Here is a 23,337-nt window from a genome sequence, read left to right on the forward strand (position 1 = left end):
AATAGCGGCTTTTTTATCAATTACATCGTCAATGACTATTTAGAACGTTTCATCGCACTGAAGAATTCTTCGTTAGTTTTGGTCATTGCCAGTTTATCGATCAGGAATTCCATCGCGCTTACCTCATCCATTGGGTTGAGGATTTTACGCAGGATCCACATCTTCTGCAGTTCATCAGAGGTGGTCAGTTTCTCTTCACGACGGGTACCTGAACGGTTGAAGTCAATCGCTGGGAAGATACGCTTTTCAGCGGCTTTGCGTGACAAATGCAGTTCTTGGTTACCTGTACCTTTAAACTCTTCGTAAATCACTTCGTCCATCTTCGAACCCGTATCGATCAACGCGGTAGCGATAATGGTCAGGCTACCACCGTTTTCGATGTTACGTGCGGCACCGAAGAAACGCTTAGGACGATGCAGGGCATTCGCATCCACACCACCGGTCAGTACTTTACCCGATGAAGGCACGACGGTGTTGTAGGCACGCGCCAGACGAGTGATCGAGTCGAGCAAAATCACCACATCTTTTTTGTGTTCAACCAGACGCTTGGCTTTTTCAATCACCATTTCAGCCACTTGTACGTGACGGCTTGCTGGTTCATCAAAGGTCGAAGCAATAACTTCACCTTGTACCAGACGTTGCATCTCGGTCACTTCTTCAGGACGTTCGTCAATCAGCAGCACCATCAACACCACTTCAGGGTTGTTGTAGGAGATAGATTGCGCGATGTTCTGCAGCAACATGGTTTTACCCGCTTTTGGCGGGGCCACAATCAAACCACGTTGGCCTTTACCGATAGGTGAACAAAGATCCAAAATCCGAGCTGTGATGTCTTCGGTAGAACCGTTACCGCGTTCCATACGCAGACGTTCTTCTGCATGCAGCGGGGTTAAGTTCTCAAACAGGATTTTGGTACGAGAGTTTTCAGGCTTGTCGAAGTTGACTTCAGCGACTTTCAGCAGTGCAAAATAACGCTCACCTTCTTTTGGTGGTCGAATCTTACCGAAAATCGTGTCACCGGTACGCATGTTAAAGCGACGGATTTGGCTAGGCGACACATAAATGTCGTCAGGACCTGCGAGATATGAGCCATCAGCGCTACGCAAAAATCCGAAACCGTCCTGCAGAATCTCCAGTACACCACCGCCAAAAATGTCTTCACCACTTTTTGAGTGGGCTTTCAGAATGGCAAAAATGATGTCTTGTTTACGGGCGCGCGCCATGTTTTCAATGTTCATGGCCTCAGCAAGTGCGACTAAGTCAGCAATCGACTTGTTTTTTAATTCACTTAAATTCATTTCTGGTGGGTCTTGTTATAGCGAAAAAGCTCACGCGGTCAACCACTCAAATAGTGACACGAAGAAGGATGATTGAACTGCGAAGAAGTGGGTTTAGATAGAATCTGCTTAATACGTTAGCACTGAAAAGAAAAGGCGTCCAGAATTTTACAGCCCTCGGCACGCTTTTTCGTTGATAGCGTGCCAAGGGTCACTCAAAAGCTTAGATTTGAGCTTCAATAAACTCTTTCAATTGAGTTTTAGACAGTGCGCCTACTTTAGTTGCTGCTAGTTCGCCGTTTTTGAACAGCAGCAGTGTAGGGATACCACGAATACCATATTTCGCTGGAGTTGCATTGTTTTGGTCAACGTTTACTTTGGCCACGGTCAGTTTGCCTTCGTATTCGCCAGCCACATCGTCCAGAATAGGGGCGATCATTTTGCAAGGGCCGCACCACTCAGCCCAAAAGTCTACCAATACAGGCGTTTCTGATTTCAGCACGTCGTTTTCGAAGCTGTCATCGCTTACATAGATAATTTTATCACTCATGATGTTCTCCAATTGGTGCCTTTACTGGTATGTAATCGGCTTAACCTATATATTGGGCCACAAAACAGCGTTTCAAGTCGCCATTTTCCCTTGTGGCTATTTCAAACTATCGAGTATCTTATTGCAACCCTAACTGCTATGCTTCCGCTATGAGCGAAACACATTTATCCCAACAAAAATTTGCCGACTTGCCGTTGCAGCCAACTGTGCTGGCAGCGTTGCAAGAAAACGGCTTCGAACACTGTACTCCTATTCAAGCGCTATCTTTGCCTGTGCTGTTGCAAGGCAAGGACATTGCCGGACAAGCACAAACGGGCACTGGTAAAACGTTGGCGTTTTTGGTGGCAACCTTTAACCACTTGCTAACGACAGCGGTTCCTGAAGGCCGTCAATTGAATCAGCCGCGGGCGATTATTATGGCGCCAACGCGTGAACTTGCGATTCAGATTGCCAAAGACGGGAACTTGCTTGCCAAACACACAGGTTTAAAACTTGGTATTGTGTATGGCGGTGAGGGGTACGAATCTCAACGTAAAGTACTAGACCAGGGCGTGGATATCCTAGTGGGTACCACCGGGCGTATCATCGATTACGTGCGTCAGGGCGTTATTAACCTAAGCACGATTCAAGCTGTAGTGCTGGATGAAGCGGATCGTATGTTTGATCTGGGCTTTATCAAAGATATCCGCTTTCTATTCCGTCGCATGCCGGACGCTAAAGACCGTCTCAACATGCTGTTCTCTGCGACTTTATCAATGAAAGTGCAGGAACTGGCATACGATCACATGAACGATCCGGTGAAAGTTGAAATCGCACCGGAAGAAAAAACCTCCCGCAATATCAAAGAAGAACTCTTCTATCCTTCGATGGAAGACAAGGTGTTGCTGCTTTTGAGCCTGATTGAAGAAGATTGGCCGGATAAAGCTATCGTATTTGCCAACACTAAGCACCAGTGTGAGAACCTCTGGGGTTGGTTGGAAGGTGATGGTCACCGTGTCGGCCTGCTGACTGGTGATGTGCCGCAGAAAAAACGCCTTAAAATTCTTGAACAGTTTACCAAGGGCGAATTGGATATTCTGGTGGCTACCGACGTTGCGGCTCGTGGTTTACATATCGCCGATGTCTCGCATGTTTATAACTTTGACCTGCCAGATGATTGCGAAGACTACGTCCACCGCATTGGTCGTACTGGTCGTGCTGGGCAAAAAGGTGTCTCAGTCAGTTTTGCCTGTGAAGAATATGCGCTAAACCTGCCAGCGATCGAGACCTACATTCAACACCATATTCCGGTTACGTCATATGACCGCGATGCCTTGTTGTCTGATGTGCCGCAACCAGTGAAAATTCACCGTCGCCGGGTACCTACTGGAGCCAAGCGTGACGGCAGTGGAAATCGTAACAGCCGTCCACGTCGCAACAACGATCGAAGCCGCAGGAACTAAGCCATCTTGAAGCCGTACGCCGCTATTACGCTGGGGTCTAATAGTTTTAATATGCTGGTTGCCCATAGTGTGGGTAATCAGCCGCAAATATTAGCTAAATATAAGCGTAAAGTGCGTTTGGCAGATGGAATAGGCGCTGATGGCACATTGAGCGACGAAGCGATGCAACGTGGCATTGATTGCTTGGCAATGTTTGCTTCTATGCTGCAGCATCATCAAATCAGTACTGATGCGGTAGCTGTTATCGCGACGGCCACATTACGTTCCATCAATAATGCTGCAGATTTCAATGCACGTGCTCTGCCTGTGCTAGGGCATCCCATTGAAATTATCTGCGGCATGCGTGAAGCAGAGTTCATCTATCAAGGCATGGTGGCCACAACCCCAACAGAAGGTCGCCGTTTGGTGATTGATATTGGCGGCGCCAGTACCGAATTTATTATCGGTGATGGCGAGCAAGTGCTGTTTAAAACCAGTTTGCCATTTGGTTCGGTCACGTTTAATCGGTTGTTTTTCAGTGAAGCGCCAATCCAGCCGCTAGATTTTGATGATGCAGCCGCCAAAGTCGAGCAGATTTTGGCAGAGCATAGATCGCAGTTATTGAGCTTAGGTTGGCGTGCCGTTGTTGGTGCGTCTGGCGCGGTTCAGTCTGTAGTGGAAGTGTTGCAGCATCGCGGTGTCTCAGAAACGATCACGTTAGATGTGCTCGGCAGTCTCAAACAAGAGATTCTCAGTCAGACCTCCTTGTCTCTGCTGGACATCAGTGGATTATCAACTGAGCGTGCGCCAACCTTTGCTGCAGGAGTGGCTATTTTATTGGCGTTGTTTAAGCAGTTACAGATTGAACACCTGAGCCTTTCTGGTGGGGCATTGCGTGAAGGTGTATTACAGATGTTGCATCAGCGACTGCATAACCATTGATATTTGCTAGGTGCAAAAAAGGCTCCCATGGGAGCCTTTTTTATGCGCTAAAACCAGCTTATTTACTGAAGATTTTAGCCAGATCTTTTTCTAACGATTCGGTTGGACGCTCCACAATGCGGCCAATCTCTTTACCGTCCTGAATAACCATAAAGGTTGGAATACGTTTGAAATCATACTGCGCTGCAAGGCCTTCAGGATCTTGCTTCTTGCGATCAACCCCAATAAATTTCACTTTGATATTTGGGTTGTTCACCGCTTCCATAATGCGAATAAAGCGCGGGGTTTCACGGTGGCAGTCTGGGCACCAAGTGCCAATGATAACCACGATTTCGGTTGGCGTGGTGACCGCTTTAATCGGCGCGATAGAATCAGTATCGACTTGATAATCTTTATAACCACTCATAAATGGTGGCAGTTCAGTCACCAGCTTGTGACCCTCGACTACACCCGTCAAAATCACTTCTTGTTTTTCTTGCTTACAAGTTGCCATAAACCCTTCTTGGTTTTCTTCAAAACCGCAACCTGGATCTGCGATGCTGTGGCCAGCAAAAAACAGGGCAGACGTTGCCAGTAATGCTTTTATATTCTTATGCATTTTACTTCCTTAACAGCTGTGACTCTAGTCCACTCTGATTGAATCATTGATATACACGCTTGAGAAGTACACAAGGTTATGGCTGTTACAGGGATCACTAAAGTTTTGTGCGTGGCAAGGCGCCAGCAAAGCGGCGATCAGTGCGAGGAAGGCTCTTTGGCTGCCGCGGCACTGTTCGCTTGATATTGCGCATTATCATATAAACAAACGCGGTTACGCCCCTGACGCTTGGCTTGATAAAGCGCTTTATCGGCATTGCTCAGTACCCGCGTCATATGAGTATCCGATTCGACCACTGCCGAACTAACGCCGATGCTGACGGTTAACGGCACCTTTTGCGCATCCCAACTTACGTCGAGTTGTGAGATGGCATTACGCAGTGTTTCTGCTAGCGTGAGCGCCCCATCGTCATCCGTATTAGGCAGAATGATGGCAAATTCTTCGCCGCCAAAACGGCATACTAAGTCGCTCGGACGTTTAAGGTTTTCTCTTAAGGTTTCGGCGACCGCTTTTAATGTTTCATCGCCAGCGAGGTGACCATAAGTGTCATTAATCACTTTGAAGTGGTCGATATCGAGCATCATCAGCGCAATCGGAGTTTGTTGTCGGCGGCTAATTCGCCCTTCTGCCTGCAGGCGTTTTTCAAAACTCGCACGATTGCGCACACCGGTAAGACTGTCGACTTGCGATTGTTCCAGCAATTTTTGGTTGGCTTCGTTTAATTCGCGCAGCGTGAATTCGAGCTCCAGCGTGCGTTCCTGCACCATGCGCTCTAACCGTTCATTGGTTTCTGCTTCTGTTTGTAATGCTTCTTCACGCACTTGGCGAATACGTTCCGCTTGCTCGAGTGCTTCTTGTTGGATTTTCGCCTTTGCTTTGCGTTCTTCGTTATAACGAATCGCGAGCACTGCTGCTTTAAGCGCAATCTCCACCGTAAGGCCAATCATGATAGGCGTTTGCGGATTGACTGGCAGAGCGATCAGCCCTATGTACTGAAAACTGGTCAGTAATGAGCCGATAATAATGCCCAGCGACGAAAAGGCGTACAGCTGCGCCAACTTATTGCCACTGATTGACTGCATGATGGTCATCACCGCCAATGTCAGGCACACCAATACCACCACAATCAGTTCAAGAATGAGTGCCAGATGTTGGCTTAGCGCTAGGGATAACAGCGCCAGCAGTACGCATAGTGCGGTAATGGCGCGGCATACGCGCAGCATCGGAACACTGTGGTATTTCAGCAGTAAGGTTTTTTCAGTAAACAGCGTTCCAAAGGCGACCACTAACGGAATGATTACCGGCAATACAATTTGCTGCCATAACGGGTATTTAGGCCACAGATACTGAAAGGCGGTGCCATTAATGCAACTTACCATGAGCGCCATAAGCAGTACGTAGCCTGCATAATAACCATAGGTAAATGAGCCGGTAACCAACGCCATAAATAGCGAGAACAGGCCAATAGCGCACAGAATGCCGAGTTGAAACCCTTTAATCATCTCGCGGCTTTGGTCACGTTGCAGTAGCGCTTTAGAAGACCATAAATGTAGCGGCAGATAGCTACTGCCTTCAGAGGCTAATTCAATCCAGAATTCATGTACTTCGCCTTGCTGCATCTCAAACGGAAACAGAAAGTTCGCATGTTCTTGTGGGCGCTTGCTGAAAGGTAAAGTATCACCTAATACCAGTTGCTGTTCGAGTTGACCATCAACCGCATGGAATAGGCGGATTTTATCAACGTTAGGATTCCCCATTTCAAGAAAGCGGTCATGTTTGCCATCGCCATGCTGAATGAGTTTGACATAGAGCCACAGTCCTTTGGTGCCCATTTTGAGAAGCAATTTATCTTGTTGAGGTTGCCACTGTTTGCTGTCTAAGGCTTGTACCGCGGCGAAGCGCATATCAGGCGTTTGCTCGGTAACAAGGACATAAGGAGAGAGGTCGACATCTACCAGCTTACCATTGCTCACTTCCACTGCCTTTGCCAGTTGTGGCAGCAGTATCAGCCAAAGCAATAATAGGTATCTGCCCCAGTGCGCCATGGTTACTCCAGTCCGAAGAACTTCAAACTATTGTTATAGCACTGAGTTGCGAGTGTTTCCGCCGATTGTCCTCGCAGCTGTGCTACGTGATTGGCAATATGCGGCAGATACTTAGGTTCGTTTTTACTCGATTTAGGCTTAGGTTTAAGCGTGCGTGGTAATAGGTAAGGGCTATCGGTTTCTAACAGCAGACGGTTTTCAGGAATGACAGTAACCGCCTCTGCCAATGCATGACCACGGCGTTCATCGCAGACCCAACCTGTGACACCTAAATATAGATCTAGCGCCAGATAGCTTTCCGCTTGGGCAATATCGCCAGTGAAACAGTGCAGTAAAGCGGCGGGGAGATCGCTACGGTATTCCGCCAGAATCGCGATAAAGTCTGCATGAGCATCGCGCTCATGCATCAGCACCGGACGTTGCAGCTCCACTGCTAATGCTAACTGCGCGGTAAAGGCGCGACGTTGCTCGGCTGGTGTGGAATAGTTGCGATTAAAATCGAGCCCGCATTCACCTACCGCCACGACTGAATCTGACTGACACATTTGCCGTAACCGGGCTTCACTCTCGGGTTGCCAACTGCTGGCATGATGAGGATGCACACCAGCTGTGGTGTATAGCTGTTTTGGATATTGTTGGCAGAGTTCGATGCAGCGAGCGCTTTCGTCAAGTTCGCTGCCAATAAGAATCAAAGGTGATACACCGACAGCCTGAGCATCGGTGATTACCTCATCAAGACGCTGCTCTAAGCTGCTGCCTAGCAGGTTAACGGCAATATCGAGGTAACGATTCACTGTTCGCGTTGTACCCGAATAGAGCTGTTACGCCCTTCGGCATATAGCAAAAATGACCCTAACGACGCCTTTTTAATGGTGACTTTATCACCCACGCGTAAACGATAATGTTTCGCTTCTAGTTGCTTCCACACTTGGCCATTCTTGAAGGTGATTGACATTTCACCACGTAAGCTTTTACTGATGCTGGCTACGGTTAACTCGATAGCATCGGGGGTTAAATCTTCAATTTTGCTTTTTGCGCCGAACAGTTGCTGCGGGTTAACTTGGGTTGGCACTGATGGTGGGGTAGCGCTTGTGCCCCTTGGTGCTACGGGAGCAACCGGAGCTTGAGGTACTACTACTGTTGATGCCGGAGCCGCAGGCGTGGGCGCAGATGACGCTGAAGAGTTACCAGCAAGGTGAGTCAGTGACTGGCTTAGCTTGTCGAAACAAGCTAAGCGTTGCTGGGCATTGTCTACCTTGGCGCAGTTAAGCACGGCCTGTTCAACTGACGCCATGCTCGGCAAACTAAACCCCGCAGCGGCGACAGCAATCCACAAATAGCGCATCTCAAACATCCTTTATCAATAATATCGTTATCGTAATATGACGAGGGATGACGGACTAGGGCTGCTCAGCTTCCTCTGAGTCGTCCTCATCATCAGCTGGTTTGTAGAAGCGAGCTGCTAGCAAACCACCTTCAAAGAGTAACAGCATCGGCACTGCCAGCATAGTTTGTGACAGAATATCAGGCGGTGTTAACAGCATGCCGACCACAAACGCGCCGACCACAATGTATGGGCGTTTTGATTTGAGATCTTCTGGCGTAGTGACACCTGCCCAGCACAGCAATACTACGGCAATTGGGATCTCAAAGGCTAAACCGAAAGCAAAGAAAAGCTTCAGAATGAAATTGAGGTAGCTGCTGATATCGGTGGCCACTTGTACGCCTTCGGGGGCGACGTTGGCGAAGAAGCCAAATACCACCGGAAACACTACGTAATAGGCAAACACAATACCGAGATAAAACAACAAAGTGCTGCTAATCAACAGGGGAAACACCAAGCGCTTTTCATGCTTGTATAACCCGGGCGCGACAAAGGCCCAAATCTGATACAGCACGTATGGAATCGCAATAAACAGCGATAGCACCATGGTGAGTTTGAATGGAGCGAAGAAAGGCGCGCCGACATCGGTAGCGATCATGGTGCCGCTTTCTGGCATCGCTTGCAGCAGTGGCACTGCCATATAGTGATAGATATCTTTTGCCCAATACACTAGGCAAACAAACACCAGTAAAACACTGGCGATAGCTCTGAGCAAGCGGTTACGCAGCTCCAGCAAATGGCTGATTAACGGCAGCTGTTGCGACATGTATTACTCGCTCTTTTTATCTTTATCAGCAGTAGAAGCGCTAGTGTTGCTGTCACTTGCCGGCGCACTGTCAGCTACAGTGTCAGTGCTATCGTCAAGTTTTGGCGGATTCTTAGAATATTGCGAAGATGATTCAATATCGTATGGACGATTGACCGCCTGCGCTGCTTCTTTCAGCTGCTTGATCGAATCTTGCAAATCCGGAGACAGGTTACCCAACCCGTTTTGCTCAGCCTTTTTTAAATCAGCCTGAAGCTCTTCGAGTTTAAGTTCCTGCTCTAGCTCATCTTTGACCGAGTTGGCCATACGCTTCATCGCGCGGATCCAACCGGAAACAGTGCGGACTGCGATCGGCAGACGTTCGGGGCCGAGAACCACCAGCCCCAGAATTCCGATCAACAGTAATTCGGAAAAACCGATACCGTCGAACATATGGGATTACGCCTGTTCTTTTTCCTTAGACTCTGGTTTCTTCTCAGCTTCAACGCTTTCGCTCTTAGCTGCAGTTTCTTTGTCTTCGAGAGACTTTTGCTCTTCATCAGACATGGCTTTCTTAAAGCCTTTAACTGCACCGCCGAGGTCACCGCCCAGAGAACGCAACTTCTTGGTTCCGAACAGCAGCACAACGATTAATGCGATGATAAGAAGTTGCCAAATACTGATACCACCCATGCAGGTTTTCCTCTCGACTTAATGATCGGCTCTATTATGAACCGTTGATTAGTAAATAACGAATTAAAATTTTCTGATTTTTGGTCTGGATCGCCATCCTACCAGCCAGAATACAACACCAGCGGCTATACAGGCACGCGCGAGCCAAAGTGTAACGTCCTGATTGAATAATATCGTGCCACAGATCAACAAAACAGCAGATGTTATCAGCAGGTAATTGCTGGTATGTGAGCGTTGTTGATGCCGCAGATATTTATCCAGCATCTGCTGTTGAGAACCCAGCAGATTGCGTCCTAATTTGAGATTGTCATAAATCAGTTCAGGCAGTTCTGGCAGTTTATCCGTCCAGTAAGGCATATGTTTTTTCGCTTTCGAAAACATTGCCTTAGGGCCAACTTGATGCGACATCCATTCTTCAAGGAATGGTTTAGCAGTCTGCCATAAATCGAGCTGCGGATATAGTTGTCGACCTAAACCTTCAATATACAGCAAGGTTTTTTCCAGCAGCACCAATTGTGGCTGCACAATAATGTGGAAGCTGCGGGCGGTGCGGAACAGTTCCAACAATACATGGCCGAAGGAGATTTCATTCAGCGGCTTGTTGAACATAGGTTCACACACGACTTTTACCGCCTGCTCAAATGCCTGCATATCGGTGTCCGGTGAGACCCAACCAGACTCGACATAGAGCTGCGCAATACGATGATAATCGCGATTAAAAAATGCTAAAAAATTCTCTGCCAGATAGCGGGTGTCGGTGTCACTCAAGGTGCCCATAATGCCGCAATCTAAGCCGATATAAGAGGGATTATCCGGGTGTTGGCGTGATACAAAAATATTGCCGGGATGCATATCGGCATGGAAAAAGTTATCGCGAAATACCTGAGTGAAAAACAGCTGCACGCCTTTTTCGGCCAGCAACTTAAGATTCGTCCCTTGAGCTTTCAGCGCCGCGATATCGGAGACTGGCACGCCATCGATACGTTCCATCACCATTAGGCGCGGATAGCACAATTCTTCGTAAACATAGGGCACATATAGTGCATCTGAGTCGATAAAGTTGTTACGCAACCGAACTGTATTGAGGGCTTCCAGTTTAAGGTTCAATTCGCCAAGAATGGTGGTGCGATAGTCGTCAACCACTTCAGCCGGGCGTAAACGGTTGCCGGGGCCAAGAATGGTTTCCAGTAGCTGCGAGGTTTGGCGCATCAGCTGCAAGTCAGCCAGAATCTGTTGTTCTACATTCGGACGCAGTACCTTCAGCACCACTTTTTTGCCATTGGATTTCAATATGGCCGTGTGGACTTGTGAAATAGAGGCGGATGCTAGTGGCGTGTCATCAAAGTCATCAAATAATGATTCAATCGGCGCTTTTAATTCAGTTTCAATCGCTTCGCGGGCGAGTTTTGAGTCAAACGGCGGTACGCGGTCTTGCAGCATTGCCAGCTCGTAAGCCCAGTCGTCACTCAGCAGATCGCGACGGGTTGACAGCATCTGACCAAATTTGATGTAAACCGGACCTAACTCCTGCATTGCCAGTTTGAGACGTTCGCCGCCAGGCCGATGCTTATGTCGGTTGCGTAACCAAAACAGGCTGCGACGCCACAAGCGGAAGTACCAAGGCGTGAGCTTTTTAGGTAGCAGCTCGTCGAGCCCATAATGGAGAAAAATGGCAATAACCTGATAAGCTCTTTTGAAGCTACTGACGAAACTCATACGTTATTGTGGTCCTTCAATTTGGCAATCCGTTGTTCAAGCAGATCAACTGCGCCGACAAGATCGTCAATTCTGTCGCAATGGCGAATAAATTCAAGCTTATGAGGGGCTACGCGATATTCTTCTGTCGCCAACTGCCCAAGGTGTGACCAAGTTTTACGGCCGATGTTTTTCAATTCATCTACGGCACGTGAGGCGTTAGACGTGAGCCAATAGGCAGGAGCATCACCGATATAACGTGATAAAGGCTCCACTACATCCGGATTTAGCAACTGCAGGAATTGGCTGAATTGCTGTAGCAAGGCTAAGTCGCCTTCAATGGTCAGCTTATCTTGTTTGATGAGTTCGGTCAGGCTCTCGCCTTCATGCATTTTCAGCAACTGAGTCACATCTGCCTTAACGCGAACATCCACTGGCGCCTGATAGTGCCCCAATACTTGGATCTGCTCGCTAAATAGCAAATAAAGTGGCCAAGGCAACTGTCTGAGTTCAAAGCAAAATACTTTGCCCGCTAACGGTTTTAGCTTATTCGGCTCAATATGCGACAAGGCGATGGCCTGAGCGAGTGCCGTTTCAATGGCACCACAGCAAAACAGGTGCCATTGCTCAGCCGGAGTAAACTGCATCTCAGAACTTGTAGCCACGGTGCAGCGCCACAATGCCATCAGTCATGTTGATGTAGTCAACTTGCTCCAGACCCGCTTGTTCCATCATCCCTTTCAGGGTTTCTTGGTCTGGGTGCATACGAATAGATTCTGCCAGATACTCGTAGCTGTCAGCGTCATCCGCAATCATCTTGCCGATCATCGGCAACATCTTAAAGCTGTATAGGTCGTAAGCTTTGGTCATGATCGCATGCTTAGGCTTAGAAAATTCCAAGACCAATAATTTACCACCTGGCTTCAACACACGCTGCATTGAGGCCAACGCAGCATCTTTGTTGGTTACGTTACGCAGACCAAAGGCGATGGTGATGATGTCAAAGGTGTTATCAGGGAAGGGCAGGCTTTCAGCGTTAGCTTGTACATAGTTAACGTTGCTGACGATCCCTTTGTCGCGCAATTTACTGCGACCCACTTTCAGCATGGAATCGTTGATATCGGCCAATACCACTTCGCCAGTTTCGCCAACAATGTGGGAGAATTTGGCCGTCAAATCACCGGTGCCACCGGCTAAATCCAACACTTTCATGCCTGGACGCGCGCCAGCGCATTCGATGGTAAAACGTTTCCAGAGTCGGTGAATACCAAACGACAACACATCATTCATGATGTCGTAGCGTGTGGCTACTGAGTGGAAAACACCTGCGACCATATCCGCCTTTTTATCGGCATCAACCGTTTTATAACCAAAATGGGTACTTGTGGATGAGTCTTCAGACATTCGTGTATTCCTATGAACAACTATAATAATTTGCTTGAAAGTGTATGCGTTGACACGCGCGTGCCAAATCCCTTTTAGGTCAGGCTGTGATCATGCCGTAAAAATTCGAGATATCGCAGCCGATAAGGTCGTGCATTAGACCATAATCTGCGCGCGCTGAATAGCGCTTGCTGGTAATGATAGGCTAAACAACGCGTTGCAGTTCACCCTGACATTTAGTGTTACATTTGAACAAAAAAGCCGACATTGACGTCGGCTTATTGCTGCAAATATTGAGTTATTCAATATCCAGCGGTTCAGGCGACAGGATAATACCTGTGTTGTCTGCGTAGATATGATCGCCCGGCAGGAAGGTTACGCCGCCAAAGTTCACTGGAATATCCACTTCACCTACGGCATTCGCATCTGCACCTACGGGAATAGAAGCCAGCGCCTGAATACCAACATCGGCATCTTCAAGTGCATCAACTTCGCGCACGCTACCGTACACCACAATACCTTCCCAGTTATTTTTGACCGCTAGTTCTGCTACTGCAGCATCAACTAAGGCGCGACGCAGAGAACCACCGCCATCAACTAGCAGTACCTTGCCTTCACCATCCTCTTGCAACACGTCAAGGATGAGACCGTTATCTTCAAAACACTTAATGGTACAAATAGCACCACCAAAGGAACTGCAGCCACCATAGTTACTGAACATTGGTTCTACTACATCAACAACATCCAGGTACATATCACACAGCTCTGAAGTGTTGTATTCCATCATCATACTCCTGTTTTTTCAGCTCGGCCTTGTAGCACAAGGTTCTGCACAACTAAGTCATCAGTATATAAGGGATTCTTTAAAAGGAAAGCGCATTTAGTCACGTAAGTTGCGACGCTGAATACACTTTAGCCAAGTTCTGTTGCCATTATCCTCACCAGTAAAATATCAGCGGAACATGAATTGCCATGTCGAGCTTGGCGGCTTTCTGCTAGTATATGCCCCCTAAAAATTCCTTTCTCTCTTTTTGTTTTGCTTTAGGGGCACGGATCCCCCATTAAGCGCATGGACGGCAGAGGGCCTTTCTTAAGGTGCCTAAAAATATGGACGCATTAAATACCGTTGAATTGGTGGGTTACAGCGCTTCGCTGATGGTCGCCATCTCCTTGATGATGAAAGATATTATCTGGTTGCGTTGGCTAAATTTTGTTGGTTGCGTACTGTTTGTCATCTATGGTGCTGCCATTACAGCTTGGCCTGTAGCGGCAATGAATGCCTTTGTCGGCGTAGTGAATGTGATTCATCTCGTGCGCTTATACCGCTACAAAGCCCGCTCCAGTGCCGATTTTGATGTAACAAAAATGTAGAGCAATTGTCACCGAGACGTCACGGCCAACTTCTAGTCTTTAGCTCATACGACTGGAAGGAGTGCCCACTATGCTGTTACGACTCGCAGATTGGGATCGCCGAGGATTTTGCCAACTGCATTATCTCGGCCGTAAATATCGGTTACAGCCGCTCGCACTAGCGTTTTCTGCGTCTGGCAATGGGCCACTTTACTTATATGCCTCAGTGTTGCTGCTGTTAGTGCGCGACGATGGCCAACACTTCTTCAACCTTATGTTGGCAGCGTTTTTGGTGGAGCTACCACTGTATTTGCTGCTGAAAAATACCATTCGTCGTACCCGACCCTGCCACAGTCTCGCCGCTGGGGTTGTTACGCATTTTGAACCATCTGATCGTTTTAGTCTGCCGTCAGGCCATACCGCGGCGGCGTTTGTGTTCGCCTCTGGCATCATCATCTGTTATCCGCTGTTGACGATTCCAGTATTGATATGGGCTGCATTAGTCGCCTGTTCCCGTATCGTGTTAGGGGTGCATTATCCCACCGATATTCTCGCCGGTATGCTGCTTGGTTGCAGCGCAACTTACTACGCTTCCTACTGCCTTCAAGGATAATTAATGCGAATTCTCTATGGCGTCCAAGGGACTGGAAATGGCCACCTCAGTCGTGCACGAGTAATGGCCAGAGCTTTAGCTGAACATAATGTAGAGGTCGATTATCTATTTAGTGGCCGCGCTGCTGATAAATATTTTGATATGGAACCGTTTGGTGACTATCGCGTGTTGCCTGGCTTGTCGTTTGCCACTCGCAAAGGCCGCGTGAATGTTGCTGCTACGGTCAAAGAAAACTCCTTGCTACGTTTATGGCGCGATATTCGTCGTATTGATGTGACTGACTATGACTTAGTGTTGAACGACTTTGAGCCGATCACCGCTTGGGCGGCACGTCGTCAGGGGGTGCAATGCATCAGTATCAGCCATCAAGCGGCATTGCGTTATCCGGTGCCGAAAGTCGGTAATAGCTGGTTTAATGACTGGTTGTTGGAAAACTTTGCGCCTGCCGATCTCGCGCTGGGCTGTCATTGGCACCATTTCGGTTATCCCATTCTGCCGCCATTTGTCGAAGTGGATAATCAGGAGAAAACCCACGCCGATGAAATACTGGTGTACCTGCCGTTTGAAGCCGCGCCTGAGATTGCTGATCTATTAGCGCCGTTCGCACAATGCCAATTTCATGTCTATCACGCTGCGCCAGCACCGTATCATCTGCCTGAGCACATTCACTGGCATGGTTTCAATCGTGACGGCTTTAAACGGGCGATGGGGCGCTGCAGTGGTGTTATTGGTAATGCAGGCTTTGAACTTGCTAGCGAGGCGATGACGCTCGGCAAAAAGTTGCTAGTGAAACCTTTGATGGGGCAATTTGAGCAGTTATCCAACGTGGCGGCATTGGAACTGTTGGCCGCTGCTGAGCACATGCATACCTTGGATGGTGAAACGCTTAAACGCTGGCTGAAAAGCAGCAATCCGCAGCCAATCCGCTATCCCGATGTGGGCGATATGTTGGTGCGCTGGTTATTGGCGAAAGAGTGGCACGATCCACAGGCCTTATGTCAGGCGTTGTGGCAGCGTGTGGTATTGCCGGATAGCTGGGCATCAAAGCGGGATAATCGCGCGCTTGGCGAAGCGATAATGCGTTCACCAGCGCGTTAACATACACCGGCTTAGTTGTAGCTGATATTCATCGAAATCAGCGGCTCACGCGAGCCTTTTTCAGCGCGTAAACGGGCTAAGTATTGCGCCCACAGCTCTTGTTGATGTTCGCAGAAATTATATAGCAGATCCCACGAAAACAAACCGCTGTCGTGGCCGTCATCGAAGACTAACTTCACGGCATAGTTGCCAACTGGCTCGATAGCGGTGATGTTGACATTTTTCTTATGGGTAACCAACTTGGGGTTACCATGGCCTTGCACTTCGGCAGAAGGTGAATTCACCCGTAAAAACTCGCAGCTTAGTTGGTGTGTACTACCGTCATCAAAGGTGATTTCCAGCAGGCGGGATTTACGCTTGAGTTTAAGGTTAGTTACGGTATGGCTGCTCATAAAAGGGTCCTGAAGCTCTCGGATAAGCCACTATGATCGCCTGTTCAGCCACAAAAGAAAACCCCTGCCATTCACTGCTAACTGCCGCTACCTAGATTTACATTACCCATCAAATATTGACTATGGAGCTTTTACTTGGCTGTTGACATAATGCCTTGACGCGCCAAATTTTTTGACACGTGTTTTCTTATCGACCATGCAGGACAGTTTCATGGCAGAACACATTTTCTTTTTCGGTGATTGGCAAGTCAGTCCAACTGCCAACAGCTTGCAACAGGGACGTAAAAAACGACAACTCGAACCCAAAGCAATGGATGTGCTCTGTTATTTGTGTGAGCGTGCCGGCGCGGTAGTGAGTAGCGATGAATTAATCGAACACTGCTGGGCGGGTATCGATACCGGTGACAATCCGCTACACAAAACTATTGCCCAGCTGCGCCGCGCACTCGATGACAGTGCAACGTCTCCTACTTACATTGAAACTATTCGTAAGCGCGGTTATCGCACACTGGCCGAGGTGCGCTTTCCCATTGGCAGTGAAGAAAATGTGGTGGCCGAACCTGAGTGGTCAGGAGAGTCACCATTTCCCGGCCTGCGAGCCTACAGCGCCGACGATGCCAAGGTGTTTTTTGGTCGCAGTGAACAGATCCAATTATTGCTGGAACGTATTGGGCAGCAGGTCAAATTTGGCCGTGATTTTTGCTTAGTGCTTGGTCCCAGCGGCAGTGGTAAATCGTCGTTAATCAATGCCGGGATTATTCCCAACCTGATGACGCAGCAGGGCGCATATGGCGTGCAGCTGTTGTCTTATGCCGCGTTAGATATGGCCGATGTCAGTGGTGAAACCTTATGGCTGGCATTGGCATCCACTATGCTCGACTGGGAAATAGATGATGTGCCGGTGTTTGATGGTGAAAGTGCGGACTCACTGGCGGGTAAACTTGAGCAGGATATGGCCGCGGTTATTGCTCAACTAAAGCAGTACTGCCAACCAGCACGGGAGCAATCACAACGTTTTGGCTTGTTTGTCGATCGACTTGAGGTGTTGTTGTCATCCCCAGCTTTTAGCGATAGCCAGCGCCAGCAAGGTGTTGCGCTCATCGAACGTCTGGCGACAAGCGGCGCGGTGCTCCTGCTCAGCGCTTGCCGCAACGAATTCTATCCACAACTGGTGAGTTACGAGAGTCTACGCGCCGGTAAAGGCCGTGGCGCTCATTTCGATTTAACCCCGCCAAGCCGACAAGCGTTACTGCAGATGATCCGACTGCCAGCCGTTGCTGCGGGCTTAAGTTGGCAAGTGGACAACAGCACAGCGACGCCGTTAGACGAAATACTCTGTAGTGATGCAGCAAGCAATCCCGATGCGCTACCAATGTTGCAATACATGTTGCAGCAGCTCTATTTACGCCGCAGTGAGCAGGGTGAAATGCGCCTGAATGTTTATCACGAGTTAGGTGGACTTGAAGGGGCGATTGGTGTCACTGCGGAAGATGCCATCGAACAGCTGTCTGCGGCAGAACGTCAAGCGCTGCCGCGGGTATTATCACTGTTGGTCGCCTTACGTGAAGATGAACAGTCGATTACCAGCCGTAGCGCGATTTGGCAGCAGCTGCACAGCCCTGAAGAGCGGGCTCTGGTGGAAGTGATGGTGGAGCGGCGTTTGTTTGTGTCGCAGTTGCACCAAGGGCTGCCCGGTTTTCATATCGCCCATGAAGCTTTGCTGCGGCGCTGGCCACGTGCACGAGACTGGATCAATAAGCATAAAGATATGCTGGCGCAAAAAGCGCGCTTATTTCATAGCGCTCGTCGTTGGTTAATGGAAGCGCGCGCCAGCGCTTATCTGTTACAGGAAGGTAAGCCGCTGCATGACGCGCAGCAGTTGATGCAAAATCCTTTGTTGGCACTGGATGACGATGAACAGCAATTTGTGCAGGCGTCGTTAAAGCGAGCGAAACATCGCGCTTGGTTACGGCGCGGCACGATTAGCACGCTGGTGGTGCTGACTCTGGTGTCCGTGCTGATGAGTGCCCGCAGTATTGACGCTGAACATCAGGCCACGGCGCGACGGCTCGATGCTGAAAATTTACTGGGATTTATGGTGGGCGAATTTGCCGACAAACTGCGTAGCATTGGCCGTATGGATTTACTCGATGGTATTTCCAATAAAGCGTTGGAGTATTTTACTGCCTCAAGCAACACTCAAGATAAAACGCTTGGTTTTGATGGCCGCTTTCAACATGGGCAAACCCTAGAAGCTATCGCTGAGGTTGCCTATTCCCGCGGTAAAAATGACGAAGCAAAAAGCGCCTTGCTCGCCGCCGAACAAGAATTTGTCCCATTACTGCAAGAGCAGCCACATAACTTAGAGTTACTCAAATCACTCGGTGCTAATGCTTTCTGGCAAGGACAGCTAGAGTACGATAAGTCCAACTGGCAAGCGACGGCTGAGCACTTTGATCGCTATCTTGGATACAGTCAAGAGATGTACATCATTGCCCCCACTAACAAAGACGCGCAGCTTGAATTGTCTTATGCGCTTAATAGTCTCGGGTCCGTGCAGTTTAATCTAAAGAATTTCTCGCGGGCTAAGGCGCTTTTTCAACAATCATTAACGCAAAAAGAAACTTTGCTTAACGCATCGCCTAATGATGAATCATTGATTGGGGATGTAGCCGATGCCCGTTCTTGGCTGGCAAGTGCATTAGTTGCTGAAGGCGACTCAGACACAGCAATTAAAGTATGGGAATCAATAGAAAAAGATTTTGACAGAGAGGAATATACTAACAATGCGTATATTCAAGAACGAATATCTTCAGCTAAAGAAAGAATGGCTGATAGCTATTTGTATAAAGGAGATATTGATAAGGCATATAATTCACTAGCTAGTGCCTTAGCTAAAGTTGAAAGTGAATTATCTCAGGATGAGAATAATTTGATATGGATAAAGGACTATGTACGCATTAAAAGTAATTTTCTCTACTTAAAGTCTTTGTCTAGAAAAGAGTTTGATTACGATGAAATTATATCGTTATTGAAAATGTTGGCCTTATTAAAAGATGATGATAGTTATCAATTTAATAAGTTAAGAGTATTTGTTGCTAAACTTATTTTTAATATTGATAGTGGGGGTTTAATAATTTCAGATGTTTATGAAGTAGAGGGTTTAGAAAATAAGCTTTTTGAAAATGGACAAAAAAATGAAATTCTTAGCCTTAAATCTCAATATGTTATTGTCAAAGCATATAGGGTTATGGGGAGAATGGACAAAGTAAATGATTTATGTGGGAGTAGTTATAAAAACATAGATTTTCTAGATGAAAATCACATGTCTAAAGTGAACTACTTCAGAGAAGTATTTGATGATATATGTTCATAAATAAAGGAGTTGTAAATGATTAAGAGTACAGTGGATACATATACTTTTGACGTTAAGGTAATTGTTGACTCAAATTCAGTGCCTGTATTCAATTATTATGCACCAGGAAGTGACAAACCATTAACATCTGAAGAGCGCGTGGTTACTATCACTGGTCCTTCTATTATTTTCTATAAGTTGATTGAAACCGAATTCTCACCTGCCGGCCTAAAATTTGTTGGTGCTGGTTTCAAGACCCCATTTGATGGTGTTATTGAGAATGTTTACGTTAGTGATAATGGGGATACACTAGTTCTGGAAGATCTCTGTGTTGATACTGGAACTAGCAACTTTCAGTTGCTATTGAAAACCACTGAAAATAATTTGACACTTATGAGTCCTGATCCTCAGGTAATTAATAAGAAAAAATAGAATATTTGGACAGCCAATATTGGATAACTCTAAGGCTGTCCAATTCTAATCAAGCTGACACCAATTCATCAGTAAATTCTTGCTGAATGGCTAACATACTCGACAGGTTGGCAATAAACACATCAACCAGCTGTGGATCGAATTGACTACCACGATTAGCTTGTAGATAAGCCACCACATCCTCTACTGACCACGGCTTTTTGTAAGGGCGGTTGGATAGCAGCGCATCAAATACATCGCAGATAGCGGCAATTCGGCCTTCTAACGGGATCTCTTCAGCGGCAAGCCCAACCGGATAACCTGTACCATCCCAACGTTCATGGTGTGTGAGCGCAATACGTCGTGCCATCTGAATCACTTCTGTGTCGTTGTCTGGCACTATCTCACCCCCAATTTGTGGATGCTGTTTCATACAGGACCATTCTTGTTCACTCAGTTTTCCGGGCTTGAGCAATACATTGTCCGGCACACCAATTTTGCCAACATCGTGCAGCGGGCTGGCAATCAAAATCATATTGCACCAGTTACTGTCTTTGCCGAGACATTTGGCGAGCTCGCAGCACATGCGGCTCATTCTGTGAATATGTTTTCCGGTTTCGTTATCACGAAATTCACCAGCACGTGCCAACGCAATATTGAGTTGCATCGCCAGCGACTCTAAATCGGCGGATACCGAGTCGTAATACACTGAGGTAGTCAGCCCCATATCCATAAAAATCACTTTATTGAGTGCCGCGAGGTATTTGAATTCAGCATCGGCGTCGTCCCCTAGTGCGTGGCGTACGATACGGCCAAGATTGATCATCATGATGCTGTAGGCGCCAGAGTAAAAACGCATGTTTACGCCGATTTTATGGTGGGTTTTACCAATACGTTTGCTGGCATCTAAGTAGCTGCGTCCGAAATTACCTTTAAACACAAACTCTCGCCAATAGCGTTTTTGATGCTGTTTGGCTCGTTGCATCGAGGCGGGATCGGCGTAGAACGAGGCAGTGCCTGAAAAGGTTGTGAGGGTGTCGTACAGTTGGTCTATGAGCGGGTCGATATGCTGTTCAATCACCCAATAGTGTTGTTGCAACGTGGTGATGGTATCTGCATCTATGGAGAGATAGGTTTGCCATTGGGCGAATTCGTAGTCCATTACGTTCCTTGCCTTTTACTCTACTCATGCCGCCGTTGCGGCAATGAGATGTACCTTCTGCATGGCAGTATAAATAAAATTTACGCCACAGGTTGTGATTTACATTTGCTCCGCAGCGACCAATGGCCACGGTCGATATCCATATTTTTGCACCCGTTACTGGTACAAAAAACGAGTAGGTATCGATGAAATGCTTTAAAAATACAGAAGATTTGCATTTTTTTGTGGCGAATTTTTAAGTTTTATTCATTAAAAATCATAAAGATAAAACGTAAGGTTGCCGAAAGGTATCTTGCACCGCAGTGCGATAATCTCTCAACATCAAAAACGGCTTTTCGCCGTTGTATGTTGCAGGAGTACTGGCCATGAACGCCTCTTCCACAAATAAAAATGCGCGGATCGAACCCCACGAACTGCCTGATGCGGCAAATCAGCAAGATTTATTGCAGATGATGGTATCGCAGTTACAGGATGCGGCCATTTTACTCACGCTGGAAGGTGAGATTGTGCAACTCAATAACGCCGCCATTGAGTTATTAGGTTACGCTCCGGTGCAGATTGAAAGTGAACACTTACATTCAATTATTCGAGCGCCCTGGAAGGAAACCTTTGCTTATCGTTTCGAAAATTCTGACCATCATTCGCCTTTTGTACAACCTGCTGTAGAAGTGGAATTGCTGGCCGCCAATGGTGAAGGATTACCACTGAGTGTTTCGCTGTCGTTTATGCCAATTGCTGAGGGTTACTTGCTGGCGAATCTCCGTGACCTGCGTACACAAAAAGCAGAACTTCGAAAACTGGCGCGTCTGGCCGCAACTGATCCCTTAACTGGCTTAGCTAACCGCCGAACCTTTGATGAGCGTCTTACCAGCGCATGGCAGAACTGCACTAAGCAGCATTATCCAATCAGCGTGATTGTTATCGATGTGGACTACTTCAAGCAGTTTAATGACCGTTATGGCCATATTCGTGGTGACCATTGTTTGCAGCTTATTGCCGAAGCGATTGCTAACTCAGTGCCTGATGATTCCTGTTTAGCGGCCCGATACGGTGGCGAGGAGTTTGCGGTGATTTTGCCAGCGACTAGTGCATCAACAGCGCAGAAAGTTGCCGGCTCGATTCGCAATTACATTAGTGAGCTGTGCATGAAAATGCACGGTGTCGATAGCGCGGTAAGCGTTAGTCAGGGGATTGCGACCGAGATTCAGGGTCAGTTTCGTAGTGCTGAAGCGTTATTGTTTGCAGCTGATACCGCCATGTATCGCGCCAAAATGGAAGGCCGAGACCGTATTAATTTTTCGCTGTAGGAGGCAGTTATGGATTGGCAATTAGTGAACAAGGCGCGTGGCGCCGAACAACGTATTGCAGTGTTCGTATCATTGCAGCGCTTTCGTTACGACAATACGCCTGAAGAAGCAGCGCTGGCGGTGTGGAAAGGTTATCAATGCCACGATATTGGCCAGCAGCTGTTTAGTGATCTGTCGCGTCTGAAAGATGGTGTGACGCAAATAATGGATTTAGATGTGCGCAGTTATCTTACGCGCTTGCTGAAAGCGCTGACAATTCTGGAGCACCTTGCAGATCAAGCGGGTCAACCGCAATCTTAGTTAGCGTACCATTGTGATAATGGAATAAAGCATCCTGAGGGCGCTCTTGCAGCCAAATCTGTTCGTAGCTGAGATTCATCAGCATGGCGCGTAAGATCATACCGGTTAAACCATGACTGACCACAATCGCCTTCTGTTCGCCTAGATCTTCGAGCCATTGGCGCAAGCGCGCTTGAACTTGCGGTAAGCGCTCACCTTGCGGTGCTTCTAAATACCAGTCGTTACGCGCTTTAAATTGGGGATTGTCCAGCAGGAGTTGTTCTATCTGGCAATGCTCCCAGTCACCGAGACCCACTTCTTGCACGCGCGCATCATACTGCACCGGCTCGGTGGTTATCCCCATGCCGTGACATACCAAAGCACTGGTTTGGCGGGTACGACCGAGCGGACTACTGACGAATTGCCATTGCTGTTTTTGCTCGCCGAGCTGTCGCGCTAGCGCGCGTCCCATGGCATAAGCCTGACGTTGTCCTAATGCCGTGAGCGGCGAATTGCATTGTCCCTGCAAACGGCGTTCGGCATTAAAGTCAGTTTGGCCGTGCCGCAGGATATAGAGTTCAGCGGGCATAAGCTTCCTTCGGAAATTGATTAAGCAGGTATACTGCCCCGAGCTAAG

Annotated in this window: 25 protein-coding genes; 9 read left to right on the forward strand and 16 right to left on the reverse strand. The window is 47.8% G+C overall.

The features are described 5' to 3' along the window. Positions 1-35: 35 nt before the first annotated feature. Positions 36-1,298 carry a transcription termination factor Rho gene (gene rho, locus HR45_RS13865; RefSeq protein ID WP_037444015.1) on the reverse strand — a complete coding sequence of 421 codons (1,263 nt, stop codon included), beginning with the start codon at positions 1,296-1,298 and terminating at the stop codon, positions 36-38. 202 nt (positions 1,299-1,500) lie between these two features. Further along, positions 1,501-1,827, reverse strand: coding sequence for a thioredoxin TrxA (gene trxA, locus HR45_RS13870; protein WP_037444017.1), 327 nt, complete (start codon positions 1,825-1,827; stop codon positions 1,501-1,503). 149 nt (positions 1,828-1,976) lie between these two features. Here trxA and rhlB point away from each other — a divergent pair, with 149 nt between their 5' ends. Beyond that, positions 1,977-3,269, forward strand: a complete 1,293-nt coding sequence (gene rhlB / locus HR45_RS13875; protein WP_037444020.1) for an ATP-dependent RNA helicase RhlB — start codon at positions 1,977-1,979, stop codon at positions 3,267-3,269. A gap of 51 nt (positions 3,270-3,320) precedes the next feature. Beyond that, a complete protein-coding gene (locus tag HR45_RS13880) occupies positions 3,321-4,190 on the forward strand; it encodes a Ppx/GppA phosphatase family protein (protein WP_052074752.1) in 870 nt (289 codons plus the stop codon). 58 nt (positions 4,191-4,248) lie between these two features. Here the strand turns inward: HR45_RS13880 and HR45_RS13885 are convergent, their stop codons facing one another. From HR45_RS13885 to rraA, 11 genes are all read right to left on the reverse strand, one after another. After that, entirely contained in the window at positions 4,249-4,788 is a 540-nt protein-coding gene (locus HR45_RS13885; protein WP_037444025.1) for a thioredoxin family protein, read from the reverse strand. Between the two features lie 137 nt (positions 4,789-4,925). Beyond that, on the reverse strand, positions 4,926-6,833 hold the full coding sequence (locus tag HR45_RS13890; protein ID WP_052074746.1) for a sensor domain-containing diguanylate cyclase: 1,908 nt from the start codon (positions 6,831-6,833) through the stop codon (positions 4,926-4,928). Positions 6,834-6,835: 2 nt separating this feature from the next. Next, the gene (locus HR45_RS13895) at positions 6,836-7,627 is read right to left on the reverse strand and encodes a TatD family hydrolase (protein WP_037444027.1); all 792 of its coding nucleotides are present in this window, start codon (positions 7,625-7,627) and stop codon (positions 6,836-6,838) included. Beyond that, positions 7,624-8,178, reverse strand: a complete 555-nt coding sequence (locus tag HR45_RS13900) for a hypothetical protein (protein WP_037444030.1) — start codon at positions 8,176-8,178, stop codon at positions 7,624-7,626. The genes HR45_RS13895 and HR45_RS13900 overlap by 4 nt, the downstream gene beginning before the upstream one ends. 55 nt (positions 8,179-8,233) lie before the next feature. Next, the gene (gene tatC / locus HR45_RS13905) at positions 8,234-8,983 is read right to left on the reverse strand and encodes a twin-arginine translocase subunit TatC (protein WP_037444032.1); all 750 of its coding nucleotides are present in this window, start codon (positions 8,981-8,983) and stop codon (positions 8,234-8,236) included. Positions 8,984-8,986: 3 nt separating this feature from the next. Next, positions 8,987-9,415 (reverse strand): Sec-independent protein translocase protein TatB, encoded by a 429-nt coding sequence (gene tatB / locus HR45_RS13910; protein WP_037444034.1) that lies wholly within the window; start codon positions 9,413-9,415, stop codon positions 8,987-8,989. Positions 9,416-9,421: 6 nt separating this feature from the next. After that, positions 9,422-9,655, reverse strand: a complete 234-nt coding sequence (tatA, locus tag HR45_RS13915; RefSeq protein WP_037444038.1) for a Sec-independent protein translocase subunit TatA — start codon at positions 9,653-9,655, stop codon at positions 9,422-9,424. A gap of 63 nt (positions 9,656-9,718) precedes the next feature. Further along, complete coding sequence (gene ubiB / locus HR45_RS13920; protein ID WP_037444041.1) at positions 9,719-11,371, reverse strand: ubiquinone biosynthesis regulatory protein kinase UbiB; 1,653 nt, start codon at positions 11,369-11,371, stop codon at positions 9,719-9,721. Continuing rightward, on the reverse strand, positions 11,368-11,997 hold the full coding sequence (locus HR45_RS13925; RefSeq protein WP_037444043.1) for a ubiquinone biosynthesis accessory factor UbiJ: 630 nt from the start codon (positions 11,995-11,997) through the stop codon (positions 11,368-11,370). The genes ubiB and HR45_RS13925 overlap by 4 nt, the downstream gene beginning before the upstream one ends. A gap of 1 nt (position 11,998) precedes the next feature. Next, entirely contained in the window at positions 11,999-12,754 is a 756-nt protein-coding gene (gene ubiE, locus HR45_RS13930) for a bifunctional demethylmenaquinone methyltransferase/2-methoxy-6-polyprenyl-1,4-benzoquinol methylase UbiE (RefSeq protein ID WP_037444045.1), read from the reverse strand. A gap of 277 nt (positions 12,755-13,031) precedes the next feature. Beyond that, on the reverse strand, positions 13,032-13,517 hold the full coding sequence (gene rraA / locus HR45_RS13935; protein ID WP_037444048.1) for a ribonuclease E activity regulator RraA: 486 nt from the start codon (positions 13,515-13,517) through the stop codon (positions 13,032-13,034). Between the two features lie 323 nt (positions 13,518-13,840). Between rraA and HR45_RS13940 the strand changes: the two genes are divergently transcribed. From HR45_RS13940 to HR45_RS13950, 3 genes are all read left to right on the forward strand, one after another. Continuing rightward, a complete protein-coding gene (locus HR45_RS13940) occupies positions 13,841-14,104 on the forward strand; it encodes a YgjV family protein (protein ID WP_037444050.1) in 264 nt (87 codons plus the stop codon). A gap of 70 nt (positions 14,105-14,174) precedes the next feature. After that, positions 14,175-14,696 (forward strand): phosphatase PAP2 family protein, encoded by a 522-nt coding sequence (locus HR45_RS13945; RefSeq protein WP_037444052.1) that lies wholly within the window; start codon positions 14,175-14,177, stop codon positions 14,694-14,696. Between the two features lie 3 nt (positions 14,697-14,699). After that, positions 14,700-15,794, forward strand: a complete 1,095-nt coding sequence (locus HR45_RS13950; RefSeq protein ID WP_052074747.1) for an MJ1255/VC2487 family glycosyltransferase — start codon at positions 14,700-14,702, stop codon at positions 15,792-15,794. 11 nt (positions 15,795-15,805) lie between these two features. Here the strand turns inward: HR45_RS13950 and HR45_RS13955 are convergent, their stop codons facing one another. Beyond that, complete coding sequence (locus HR45_RS13955) at positions 15,806-16,186, reverse strand: gamma-butyrobetaine hydroxylase family protein (RefSeq protein WP_037444055.1); 381 nt, start codon at positions 16,184-16,186, stop codon at positions 15,806-15,808. Positions 16,187-16,397: 211 nt separating this feature from the next. On the opposite strand from HR45_RS13955, the gene HR45_RS13960 reads away from it, so the two are divergent. Continuing rightward, a complete protein-coding gene (locus HR45_RS13960; protein WP_052074748.1) occupies positions 16,398-19,562 on the forward strand; it encodes an nSTAND1 domain-containing NTPase in 3,165 nt (1,054 codons plus the stop codon). A 15-nt stretch (positions 19,563-19,577) separates the two neighbouring features. Then, positions 19,578-19,973, forward strand: coding sequence for a DP-EP family protein (locus HR45_RS13965; RefSeq protein WP_052074749.1), 396 nt, complete (start codon positions 19,578-19,580; stop codon positions 19,971-19,973). Positions 19,974-20,022: 49 nt separating this feature from the next. Here the strand turns inward: HR45_RS13965 and HR45_RS13970 are convergent, their stop codons facing one another. Continuing rightward, positions 20,023-21,114: an HD domain-containing phosphohydrolase gene (locus HR45_RS13970; RefSeq protein ID WP_037444057.1), complete on the reverse strand. Its 1,092-nt coding sequence runs from the start codon at positions 21,112-21,114 to the stop codon at positions 20,023-20,025. A gap of 365 nt (positions 21,115-21,479) precedes the next feature. Here HR45_RS13970 and HR45_RS13975 point away from each other — a divergent pair, with 365 nt between their 5' ends. Together HR45_RS13975 and HR45_RS13980 are read left to right on the forward strand one after the other, a co-directional pair. Then, the gene (locus tag HR45_RS13975) at positions 21,480-22,421 is read left to right on the forward strand and encodes a GGDEF domain-containing protein (protein ID WP_052074750.1); all 942 of its coding nucleotides are present in this window, start codon (positions 21,480-21,482) and stop codon (positions 22,419-22,421) included. 9 nt (positions 22,422-22,430) lie between these two features. Next, positions 22,431-22,721, forward strand: a complete 291-nt coding sequence (locus HR45_RS13980) for a hypothetical protein (RefSeq protein ID WP_037444058.1) — start codon at positions 22,431-22,433, stop codon at positions 22,719-22,721. Here the strand turns inward: HR45_RS13980 and HR45_RS13985 are convergent. Next, positions 22,651-23,289 carry a histidine phosphatase family protein gene (locus HR45_RS13985; protein WP_037444060.1) on the reverse strand — a complete coding sequence of 213 codons (639 nt, stop codon included), beginning with the start codon at positions 23,287-23,289 and terminating at the stop codon, positions 22,651-22,653. The two genes, HR45_RS13980 and HR45_RS13985, sit on opposite strands and share 71 nt — an antisense overlap. Positions 23,290-23,337: the final 48 nt, after the last annotated feature.

The organism is Shewanella mangrovi, assembly GCF_000753795.1.
Lineage (GTDB): Bacteria > Pseudomonadota > Gammaproteobacteria > Enterobacterales > Shewanellaceae > Shewanella > Shewanella mangrovi.